Origin of the sequence: Burkholderia paludis (assembly GCF_000732615.1) — a bacterium.
Taxonomy (GTDB): Bacteria; Pseudomonadota; Gammaproteobacteria; order Burkholderiales; family Burkholderiaceae; genus Burkholderia; species Burkholderia paludis.
The window spans coordinates 60,865-71,298 of sequence record NZ_JPGL01000005.1 but is presented as its reverse complement, the minus strand read 5'-3'; the positions used below and the strand labels follow the sequence as shown (position 1 = coordinate 71,298).

The 10,434-nt window shown below is 68.1% G+C and carries 9 protein-coding genes and 1 riboswitch; of the genes, 6 read left to right on the top strand and 3 right to left on the bottom strand.

The window, feature by feature from the left end; all coding sequences use genetic code 11:
• The first annotated feature begins 18 nt into the window (after positions 1 to 18).
• The 4 genes from GQ56_RS0101760 to metF all read left to right on the top strand — a co-directional run bounded on the left by GQ56_RS0101760 (position 19) and on the right by metF (position 3,697).
• Positions 19 to 753, top strand: a complete 735-nt coding sequence (locus GQ56_RS0101760) for an RNA polymerase sigma factor FliA (protein WP_031397003.1) — start codon at positions 19 to 21, stop codon at positions 751 to 753.
• Positions 754 to 818: 65 nt separating this feature from the next.
• Positions 819 to 928: riboswitch (S-adenosyl-L-homocysteine riboswitch) on the top strand.
• Positions 929 to 960: 32 nt separating this feature from the next.
• Positions 961 to 2,379, top strand: a complete 1,419-nt coding sequence (ahcY, locus tag GQ56_RS0101755; RefSeq protein WP_031397002.1) for an adenosylhomocysteinase — start codon at positions 961 to 963, stop codon at positions 2,377 to 2,379.
• A gap of 108 nt (positions 2,380 to 2,487) precedes the next feature.
• Positions 2,488 to 2,841, top strand: a complete 354-nt coding sequence (locus GQ56_RS0101750; RefSeq protein ID WP_011882923.1) for a phage holin family protein — start codon at positions 2,488 to 2,490, stop codon at positions 2,839 to 2,841.
• A 25-nt stretch (positions 2,842 to 2,866) separates the two neighbouring features.
• Positions 2,867 to 3,697: a methylenetetrahydrofolate reductase [NAD(P)H] gene (gene metF / locus GQ56_RS0101745; protein ID WP_031397001.1), complete on the top strand. Its 831-nt coding sequence runs from the start codon at positions 2,867 to 2,869 to the stop codon at positions 3,695 to 3,697.
• A gap of 84 nt (positions 3,698 to 3,781) precedes the next feature.
• On the opposite strand, the gene GQ56_RS0101740 is transcribed toward metF, so the two are convergent.
• Positions 3,782 to 5,260, bottom strand: a complete 1,479-nt coding sequence (locus tag GQ56_RS0101740) for an amidase (RefSeq protein WP_031397000.1) — start codon at positions 5,258 to 5,260, stop codon at positions 3,782 to 3,784.
• Positions 5,261 to 5,341: 81 nt separating this feature from the next.
• Positions 5,342 to 6,034, bottom strand: a complete 693-nt coding sequence (locus tag GQ56_RS0101735) for a dienelactone hydrolase family protein (RefSeq protein ID WP_031396999.1) — start codon at positions 6,032 to 6,034, stop codon at positions 5,342 to 5,344.
• A 223-nt stretch (positions 6,035 to 6,257) separates the two neighbouring features.
• On the opposite strand from GQ56_RS0101735, the gene GQ56_RS0101730 reads away from it, so the two are divergent.
• A complete protein-coding gene (locus tag GQ56_RS0101730) occupies positions 6,258 to 7,337 on the top strand; it encodes an NAD(P)H-dependent flavin oxidoreductase (protein ID WP_031396998.1) in 1,080 nt (359 codons plus the stop codon).
• Positions 7,338 to 7,775: 438 nt separating this feature from the next.
• Positions 7,776 to 8,918, top strand: a complete 1,143-nt coding sequence (locus GQ56_RS0101725; protein WP_031396997.1) for a branched-chain amino acid ABC transporter substrate-binding protein — start codon at positions 7,776 to 7,778, stop codon at positions 8,916 to 8,918.
• An 87-nt stretch (positions 8,919 to 9,005) separates the two neighbouring features.
• On the opposite strand, the gene GQ56_RS0101720 is transcribed toward GQ56_RS0101725, so the two are convergent.
• Positions 9,006 to 10,223, bottom strand: coding sequence for an MFS transporter (locus GQ56_RS0101720; protein ID WP_031396996.1), 1,218 nt, complete (start codon positions 10,221 to 10,223; stop codon positions 9,006 to 9,008).
• Positions 10,224 to 10,434 lie beyond the last annotated feature (211 nt).

Here is a 10,434-nt window from a genome sequence, read left to right as displayed (position 1 = left end):
CACCGGAAGGAGAGAGCCATGATGTACAACGCTCAAGGAAAGATGTCCCAGGCCGACGTGCTCGCGCAATATGCGCCGCTCGTGCGTCGTCTCGGGCTGCAGCTCGTCGCGAAGATGCCGGCGAGCGTCGATCTCGACGACCTGATCCAGGCCGGCATGATCGGCCTGATGGATGCCGCCGGCCGCTACAAGGAAGACCAGGGCGCGCAGTTCGAGACCTACGCGACGCAGCGCATCCGCGGCGCGATGCTCGACGAGCTGCGCAGCAACGACTGGCTGCCGCGCAGCCTGCGCAAGACGTCGCGCGAGGTCGAGCAGGCGGTGCACCAGGTCGAGCAGCATCTCGGTCGCTCGGCGAGCGAGGCCGAGATCGCGCAGCACCTGAACATGCCGCTCGACGAATACCAGGGGATGCTGCAGGACCTGCACGGCAGCCAGCTCATCTACTACGAGGATTTCGATCGCGCGGCCGACGACGAGCCGTTTCTCGACCGCTACCGCGTCGATCACGCCGACCCGCTGTCGGCGCTGCTCGACGAGCACCTGCGCGAGGCGCTCGTCGAGGCGATCGAGCGGCTGCCCGAGCGCGAGAAGCTGCTGATGTCGCTGTACTACGAGCGGGGTCTGAATCTGCGCGAGATCGGCGCGGTGCTCGAAGTGAGCGAATCGCGCGTGTGCCAGCTGCACAGCCAGGCCGTCGCGCGCCTGCGCGCACGGCTGCGCGAACAGGCGTGGGTCGGCGCCGAGTCCTGACCCTTTCGTGGCGGTCGCGCGCGCGGATGCGCATTCCGCGCGCCGATTTGCTACAATCCTTCCCGTTTTCCGAGGAGCGTTGCGACGGGCCGTCCCAGGCCCGCCAGGCTCGGAAAGCTTCACCAAGCAGCCGGCGAATGCGCCGGCCCCGCTTCCTGAACGGCGCTCACGTCACCAATCTAGAAACTTTTTAGAAAGGAGGGCGTGATGAACGCCATTATCGATACCCAGGCTTCCAAGGATTACGTCGTCGCCGATCTGGCACTGGCCGGCTGGGGCCGCAAGGAACTGAACATCGCCGAGACCGAAATGCCGGGCCTCGTGCAGATTCGCGACGAATACAAGGCGCAGCAGCCGCTGAAGGGCGCGCGCATCGCCGGTTCCCTGCACATGACGATCCAGACGGGCGTGCTGATCGAGACGCTGAAGGCGCTCGGCGCGGACGTCCGCTGGGCCTCGTGCAACATCTTCTCGACGCAGGATCACGCCGCGGCCGCGATCGTCGAGGCCGGCACGCCGGTGTTCGCGTACAAGGGCGAGTCGCTCGACGAGTACTGGGAGTACTCGCACCGCATCTTCGAATGGCCGAACGGCGAATTCGCGAACATGATCCTGGACGACGGCGGCGACGCAACGCTGCTGCTGATCCTCGGCTCGAAGGCCGAGAAGGATCGTTCGGCGATCGCGAAGCCGACCAACGAGGAAGAAGTCGCGCTGTACAAGTCGATCGCGAAGCACCTCGACATCGACGCGAACTGGTACTCGAAGCGCCTCGCGCACATCAAGGGCGTGACCGAGGAAACCACGACTGGCGTGCACCGCCTGTACCAGATGGAAAAGGACGGCCGCCTGCCGTTCCCGGCGTTCAACGTGAACGATTCGGTCACGAAGTCGAAGTTCGACAACCTGTACGGCTGCCGTGAATCGCTGGTCGACGGCATCAAGCGCGCGACCGACGTGATGATCGCGGGCAAGGTCGCGGTCGTCGCGGGCTACGGCGACGTGGGCAAGGGTTGCGCGCAGTCGCTGCGCGGCCTGGGCGCGACCGTGTGGGTCACCGAAATCGATCCGATCTGCGCGCTGCAGGCGGCGATGGAAGGCTACCGCGTCGTGACGATGGAATACGCGGCCGACAAGGCCGACATCTTCGTGACGGCGACCGGCAACTACCACGTGATCAACCACGACCACATGAAGGCGATGCGCCACAACGCGATCGTCTGCAACATCGGTCACTTCGACTCGGAAATCGACGTCGCGTCGACCCGCCAGTACCAGTGGGAAAACATCAAGCCGCAGGTCGACCACATCATCTTCCCGGACGGCAAGCGCGTGATCCTGCTGGCGGAAGGCCGCCTCGTGAACCTCGGCTGCGCAACCGGCCACCCGTCGTTCGTGATGTCGAACTCGTTCGCGAACCAGACGCTCGCGCAGATCGAGCTGTTCACGCGCGGCGAACAGTACGAGAACAAGGTGTACGTGCTGCCGAAGCATCTCGATGAAAAGGTGGCGCGCCTGCACCTCGCGCGCATCGGCGCGAACCTGTCCGTGCTGTCGGACGAGCAGGCTTCGTACATCGGCGTCGGGAAGGAAGGCCCGTTCAAGCCGAACCACTACCGCTACTGATCCGTTGCGCCGCCGCCGCGGCGCCGGATCGCCGGCCGCCGCGGCGCGCCTTCGGGCGCCCGCGGCGGTCATTGATCGTACCGATCGACCATCGAACCGGAGCACTTCATGAGCGTCATCCTCACCTGGGTCATCAACGCGCTCGCGCTGTTGATCATCACCTATCTCGTGCCGTCGATCCACATCAAGAGCTTCGGCACGGCGTTGATCGTCGCGGTCGTGCTCGGCCTGATCAATACGGTGATCCGCCCGGTGCTGATCCTGCTGACGCTGCCCGTCACGATCGTCACGCTCGGGGTGTTCATCCTCGTCGTGAACGCGCTGTGTTTCTGGTTCGCGTCGTCGCTGCTGAAGGGCTTCGAGGTGTCGGGCTTCTGGTCCGCGTTCTTCGGTTCGATCCTGTACAGCATCGTGTCGTGGCTGCTGTCCGCGCTGATCTTCGGTCAGCGCGACATCGGCTGAGGCCGGCGCCTGCTCCCACCGAATCATGAAACCGATCGAACTTTCGTTTGAATTCTTCCCGCCGAAGACGGCGGACGGCGTCGAGAAGCTGCGCGCCACGCGCGCGCAACTGCTGCCGCTGCAGCCGAAATTCGTCTCCGTGACGTTCGGCGCCGGCGGCTCGACGCAGCAGGGCACGCTCGATACCGTGCTCGACATGCAGAAGGACGGCCTCGAGGCCGCGCCGCACCTGTCGTGCATCGGCTCGTCGCGCGACAGCCTGCGCGCGATCCTCGACCAGTACCGCTCGTACGGCATCCGGCATATCGTCGCGCTGCGCGGCGACCTGCCGTCGGGGATGGGGGCGGTCGGCGAGCTGCGCTACGCGTCCGAGCTCGTCAGTTTCATCCGTGCCGAGCACGGCGACTGGTTCCACATCGAGGTCGCCGGCTATCCGGAGTACCACCCGCAGTCGCGTTCGCCGAAGGCCGATCTCGAGAATTTCGCGCGCAAGGTGAAGGCCGGCGCGAATTCCGCGATCACGCAGTACTTCTTCAACGCCGATGCGTATTTCCGCTTCGTCGACGACGCGCGCAAGCTCGGCGTGGACGTGCCGATCGTGCCGGGCATCATGCCGATCACGAACTTCTCGCAGCTGATGCGCTTCTCCGAGATGTGCGGTGCCGAAGTGCCGCGCTGGATCGCGCGCCGGCTCGAGAGCTTCGGCGACGATCGCGAGTCGATCCGCGCGTTCGGCGCGGACGTCGTCACGGGCCTGTGCCAGCGTCTGGTCGACGCGGGCGTGCCGGGGCTGCACTTCTATACGCTGAACACGGCGGCCGCGACGCGGACGATCTGCGAACGGCTCGCCGGATAGGCGCCGTCAGGCAACTGCATGCGCGAAAGCCCCGCCGGCAACACCGGCGGGGCTTTTTTTCGAGGTGCGGCGAGGCCGTGCGCGTCAGCGCCGCGCCGTCATCAGCGGCGGGCGGCGGTCGAACCACGGCCGCGCCTGTTCGAGCTGCCGCGCGAGCCTCAGCAGCAGCGCGTCGTCGGCGTGACGCGCGGCGAACTGCACGCCGATCGGCAGCCCGCGCGCATTCCAGTAGAGCGGCACCGACATCGCCGGCTGGCCGGTCAGGTTGAACAGCTCGGTGCAGCCGGCCCACGTGAAGGCCTTTTCCGACGACTTCGCGAGCATTTCCTTCAGCAGCGGTTTCACCGGCAGCGCCGCGAGCACCTTCATCTGCACGGATTCGAACGGGGTCGGCTGCAATTCGCCGATCTTCACCGGCGGCCCCGCGAGCGACGCGCACAGGATCGCGTCGTAGCGCGACACGAGGCCGGCGACTTGCACCGTGAGCTGGCGCTGCCATTCGAGCACGTCCGGCAGCCGCGTGCGCGCGAGGCGCCGGCCGACCACCGCCATCGCCCACGTCGCGGCTTCGAATTCGCCGCGCCGCGGCGCGCGGCCGGTCAGCGCGCGCGCGCCGAGCACCATCTCCTCGGCGATCGTCGCCCACAGCGTGAGGAAGGTTTCGGCCGTACGCGCGTAGTCGACGTGCAGCGTGGCCGGCTCGACATGGTGGCCGAGCGATTCGAGCAGCGCGGCCGCGTCGTCGAGCGCCGCGCGCGTGTCGTCGGCGAGCGCCGGCGCGAGCATCGGGTCGGTCACGAGGCCGATCCGCAGCGCGCCGGGCGGCGTGTCGAGCTCGCCGAGGAAGGTGCCGGGCGCGCCGGGCGGCAGCGTCTGGCCGGTCGTCACGTCGAGCAGCAGCGCGCTGTCGCGCACGCTGCGCGCGACCGCATGCTGGACGACCAGCTCGCCGTTCGACGGCTGATCGACGAGCACCGGGTTGCGGCTCGGTTTCAGGCCGAACAGCCCGCAACACGACGCGGGAATGCGGATCGAGCCGCCGCCGTCGGACGCATGCGCAAGCGGCACGATGCCGGCCGCGACGGCGGCGGCGGCCCCGCCGCTCGAGCCGCCGGGCGTGTGGTCCAGATTCCACGGGTTGCGGCACGCGCCGAACAGTTCGGGCTCCGTGTAGGGCATCTGGCCGATTTCCGACGTGTTGGTCTTGCCGAACACATTGAAACCGGCCGCACGGCTTCGCGCGATCACCGGCGAATCGTCGCTCGGCACGAAATACCGGTAGTGCCGGCTGCCCATCGACAGCGGCAACCCGGCGACCGCCGCGCCGAGATCCTTGACGAGATACGGGACGCCGGCGAACGGCGCGTCGGCGCCGCCATCCTGCGCGGCGGCCGCCCGCTGGCGCGCGGCATCGTAGTCCTGCAGCACGATCGCGTTGATCGCGCCGTTGACCGCTTCGGCCTGGCCGATCGCGGCGTCGAGCAGTTCGCGCGGGCTCGCCTTGCGTTCGCGCACCAGCGCGGCGAGGCCGATCGCGTCATGCGCGAGATAGTCAGAGTGCATCGCAGTCACCCCCGTTGTGACCTGTGGCGATGATGGGAGCATAACGCGGGCCCGGCGCGAGGGGCCCGCGGCCGCGCGTATTTACAGGTGCTCGGCGAGGAACGTCAGCGTGCGGCCATGCGCGAGCGCCGACGCGCGCTGGTTGTACGACGCGCGGTCCGTGCAGTTGAAGCCGTGCTCGGCGCCCGGATACACGTGGAACGACGCGTGCCCGCGGCCGGCGAACGCGGCCTTCACCTGGTCGACGGCCGTGAGCGGGATGCCGTGGTCGTTTTCCGCGTAGTGGAACAGGATCGGTTGCGTGATCCCGCCGGCAAGGTCGAGCGCATTCTGGATGCCGCCGCCGTAGTAGGCGACCGCCGCGTCGAGTTTGCCGGTCGCGGCCGTGCGGTACGCGAGCTGGCCGCCGAAGCAGTAGCCGATCGCGGCGATCTTGCCGGCCACTTCGGCGCGTGCGCGCAACGCGTCGGCCGCCGCGCCGATGTCCGCGACCGCGAGACCCACGTCGGTCTTCTTCATCAGCTCGATGCCTTTGTCGCGATCCGCGCCTTCATAGGTCAGCTCCACGCGCGGCTGCGTGCGCCAGAACACGTCCGGCGCGAGCGCGACGAAGCCGTCGGACGCGTACTGGTCGGCGACCGCGCGGATGTGCGAGTTCACGCCGAAGATCTCCTGGATGATGATGACGGCAGGGCCCTTGCCGCGCTTGGGCAGCGCGAGATAGCCGCCGAAGCTGTCGTTACCGGTCGGGATGTCGATCCATTTGGCAGTCACGTTCTGAACTCCTGGCGAACGGGGTGCGCGAGACGCGCCCCCGGGGTGGAAGAGGGCGGCCTAGTGTGCCACCAATCGTGGGGCGGTGCAGGGTGCGCGCCGCTTCTCGCGCAGCGATCGTATCGATCTCGATTATTCATTTTTCGGCGCCGCGGGGCTTCGATAGAGTCGATGAGTCGGCTTTTACAAAGCGCTTTCGCCCCTCGTCATCGAAGGATTCGCCATGTCTTCCCGTTCTTTTTCCACGCCCTTTTCCGAACGCTTCGGCCTGCGCCTGCCGCTCGTGCAGGCGCCGATGGTCGGCGCGACCACGGCCGCGATGGTCGCCGCCGCATCGAATGCCGGCGCGCTCGGCAGTCTCGGCGCCGCCGCGTTCGCGCCCGAGCGCCTGGCGGCCGACGTCGCGGCCATCCGCGCCGCAACCGATCGCCCGTTCGCGATCAACCTGTTCGTACTGCCGGACGCCGCGCCCGACGCGGCGACCGTCGCCCGCGCGCTGGCCGCGATCGATCCGCTGAACGCGGCGTTCGGCTTGCCGCCGGGCACGGCGCCCGCGCGCTACGCGCCGGACTTCCGCGCGCAGCTCGACGCGCTCGTGGCGCTGCGTGTGCCGGTTGCGAGCTTCACGTTCGGCGTGCTCGACGCGGCCGACGTCGCGCGCCTGAAGGCCGCCGGCACCTACGTGATCGGCACCGCGACCCATGTGGCCGAGGGGCTCGCGTGGCGCGCGGCCGGCGCCGATGCGCTGTCCGCGCAGGGCGCCGAGGCGGGCGGCCATCGCGGCACGTTCATCGGTTCCGCCGACGAGGCGCTGATCGGCACGTTCGCGCTCGTGCCGCAGCTCGTCGACGCGACGGGCCTGCCCGTGCTGGCTGCGGGCGGCATCATGGACGGCCGTGGGATCGCGGCCGCGCTCGCGCTCGGCGCGCAGGGCGCGCAACTCGGCACCGCGTTCCTCACCTGCACGGAAAGCCCGATCGCGGCGGACTGGAAGGCGCGTCTGCTCGCGAGCGCCGATACGTCGACCCAGGTCACGCGCGCGATTACCGGCCGTCACGCACGCGGGCTGCGCAACACGCTGATGGCCCGGCTCGGCGAGCGCATGGCCGACGTCGCGCCGTATCCGGTGCAGAACGCGCTGACGCAGCCGCTGCGCCAGGCCGCCGCGCGCGCGAACGACGGCGATTACCTGTCGCTGTGGGCCGGGCAGGGTGCGCCGCTCGCGCGGCGGCGCGGCGATGCGCCGACGACCGCGCAGCTCGTCGCCGCGCTCGACGCCGAATGGCGCGCATTGGCGGGCTGAGCGGCCGCCGCGCCGCCGTTCGAATGGTGCATATCCAATGACGAAACGCGCGTTGTCACGCGCGTTTCATTCAATGATCCCGGGCACAAAATACCGAATCGAAATGTCCCGGGAATGCATTGAAACGACCTTTCCGGAAGCGGCTGAAAATTAGCGGAAACCCTTATCCGGCGGGGCTCGCGGCGATATTCGAGGAGTCGTTCCAAAGTGTGCATATCGGTAGTGTTACCACTACCCCAAAAAAGTCCCACAAATTAATTTGATCACCTACACTTGCGCGCAAGTACGGACGGGCGGCCGCTAAAAGCGGCGGTTTTCACGTGCTTGAGGCCAAGTGCATGAACGATGCAACCGGCGAATCGTCCAGTGATTGCAACACAGGGATGGAAGCGGGGCACCGGGCGATGGCGTTTATTGGGACCGAAACTGGAGACTTACATGAATATCAAGATGCAAAAGCTGTTGCCGATCACCGCGGCCGCGATGCTGTGCGCTGCAGCCGCAGGCAACGCGGCAGCCGATCAAGTCGTCAAGATCGGCCACGTCGCACCGTTGACGGGCGGCATTGCACACCTGGGCAAGGACAACGAAAACGGTGCACGTCTCGCAGTCGAGGAGATCAACGCCAAGGGTCTCACGATCGGCGGCCAGAAGATCACGCTGCAGCTCGACCCGCAGGATGACGCGGCCGACCCGCGGCAGGCCACGCAGGTTGCGCAGAAGCTCGTCGACGACAAGGTCGTCGCGGTGGTCGGCCACCTGAACTCGGGCACGTCGATCCCGGCCTCGAAGATCTACAGCGATGCGGGCATCGTGCAGATCTCGCCGTCGGCGACCAACCCGGCCTACACGCAGCAGGGCTTCAAGACCACGTACCGCGTGGTGGCCACCGATGCGCAGCAGGGCCCGGCACTCGCGAACTACGCGCATTCGAAGGGCATCAAGAGCGTGGCGGTGGTCGACGATTCGACCGCTTACGGCCAGGGTCTCGCGAACGAGTTCGAGAAGAAGGCCAAGGCGCTCGGCCTGAAGGTGATGTCGCACGACGCGACGAACGACAAGGCGGTCGACTTCCGCGCGATTCTGACCAAGATCAAGGGTGAGAATCCGGACGCGATCATGTACGGCGGCATGGACGCCACCGGCGGCCCGTTCGCGAAGCAGGCGAAGCAGCTCGGCCTGCGCGCGAAGATCTTCGCGGGCGACGGCGTGTGCACGGAAAAGCTGGCCGACCTGGCCGGCGACGCGACCGACAACGTGGTGTGCTCGGAAGCCGGTGCTTCGCTCGAGAAGATGTCGGGCGGCGCTGCGTTCAAGTCGAAGTACGAGAAGCGCTTCGGCCAGCCGATCCAGATCTACGCGCCGTTCACGTATGACGCCGTGTACATCATCGTCGATGCGATGAAGCGCGCGAACTCGACGGATCCGGCCAAGATCCTCGCCGCGATGCCGGCGACGAACTACTCGGGCGTGATCGGCACGACGACCTTCGACTCGAAGGGCGACCTGCAGCACGGCGTGATCTCGCTGTACAACTACAAGAACGGCAAGAAGTCGCTGCTGGACGAAGTGAAGATGTAACGCAAGCTGCGGCCAACAGTAGGGGCGAAAGCGCGCATGCGGCAACGCATGCGCGCTTTCTTTCATTGACGGGCGTGCGACGTGCCGTCAGATCTTCAGGCGCGCGAGCACCTTCGGCGCGATTGCCGCGACGAGCGCCGCGCACAGCGCGACGACGGACAGGCCGATCGTCAGGTTCGCGGCCTGCGCGACCGCGCCGATCATGACCGGGCCGAACAGCATGCCGAAGTACGCGAGCCCGGCCACGTGCGCGAGCCCTTCGGCCGCGTGGATGCCTTTCACGCGCGCGGCGGCCGCGAACAGCACCGGCATCATGTTCGCGAGGCCGAGGCCCATCAGCGTGAAGCCGCTCAGGACGGCGGCCGGATACGGCAGCAGCAGCGCGCCGATCATCCCCGCGCAGGCAAGCGATGCGCTCGCGAACACGAGCTGCGGTGCGCCGAAGCGGGCGCGCACGGCGTCGCCCGCGAAGCGCGCGACGGCCATCCCGCCCGAGAACGCCGCATACGCGGCGCTCGCGAGCGCGGGGCTCGCCGCGACGACGTCGCGCATGTAGACCGTCGCCCAGTCGTACATCGCACCTTCGGCGATCAGCGCGACGAGCGCGATGCCGCCGAGCATCCACAGCGCGGGCGAGCGCCAGCGATTGGCGCTGCCGTGCGCGTGCTCGTGGTGCGGCACGTGCGGCAGCACGGCCGGGCTCGCGACCACGAGCACCGTGGCGCTGGTCGCCGCCGCGAGGGCGAGATGCACGGCCGGCGCCATGCCGGCCGACAGCAGTGCGCCGCCGGCGGCCGCGCCCGCCATCCCGCCGATGCTGAACATGCCGTGCAGCGACGACATGATCGGCTTGCCGAGCGCGATCTCGACCGCGCTGGCCTCGGCGTTCATCGCGACGTCGAGCGTCGCCATCGAGAAGCCGAACACCGCGAGCACGGCGAGCAGCATCCCGTAGTCGGGCACGACGAGGATCAGCGCCGCGCATGCGGACATCGCGAGCCCGCCCGCGAGGCACGCGGTGCGCGAGCCGACGCGCGCGATCCAGCGCGCGATGACCAGCATCGCGGCGATCGAGCCGACGGCGACCGCGAACAGCGCGATCGACAGCAGCCCCGGGCTCAGCGCGAACTTGTCGCGCACGGTCGGCACGTGCACGCCCCACGATGCGAACATCATGCCGGCGACGAAGAACAGCGCCATCGACGCCGCGCGTGCGCGCTGGCGGGCCGGCAGCGACAGCACGCGATGCGCGTCGGGCGGCGCGGCGAACGGGGACGACGATTCGGGGGAGGAGGATTCGGACACGGAAAGACTCGCGAAAAAAATGCACGGGCGCATGCGGCGCCCGTCGGAACCGTCCGATTCTATCGAAGCGCTTACGATCCTGCCGGGCAATGGCCGTTCGGCCGGTAGGCGGCGCGCGAGCGCACCGGCCGTTCGGCCGATGGCCGGCGCACCGCGCCCGCGGGTAACATCGAAGCGCACGGCGTATCCGATGCGCCGCCCTTCGACCGCA

What these genes read in the sequence shown, in the direction of transcription:
- GQ56_RS0101760 (WP_031397003.1), top strand. Translation starts at nt 19, where the DNA reads ATGATGTACAACGCTCAAGGAAAGATGTCCCAGGCCGACGTGCTCGCG.
- GQ56_RS0101740 (WP_031397000.1), bottom strand. Translation starts at nt 5,260, where the DNA reads ATGCACTCTGACTATCTCGCGCATGACGCGATCGGCCTCGCCGCGCTG.
- GQ56_RS0101730 (WP_031396998.1), top strand. Translation starts at nt 6,258, where the DNA reads ATGTCTTCCCGTTCTTTTTCCACGCCCTTTTCCGAACGCTTCGGCCTG.
- GQ56_RS0101725 (WP_031396997.1), top strand. Translation starts at nt 7,776, where the DNA reads ATGAATATCAAGATGCAAAAGCTGTTGCCGATCACCGCGGCCGCGATG.
- GQ56_RS0101750 (WP_011882923.1), top strand. Translation starts at nt 2,488, where the DNA reads ATGAGCGTCATCCTCACCTGGGTCATCAACGCGCTCGCGCTGTTGATC.
- ahcY (WP_031397002.1), top strand. Translation starts at nt 961, where the DNA reads ATGAACGCCATTATCGATACCCAGGCTTCCAAGGATTACGTCGTCGCC.
- metF (WP_031397001.1), top strand. Translation starts at nt 2,867, where the DNA reads ATGAAACCGATCGAACTTTCGTTTGAATTCTTCCCGCCGAAGACGGCG.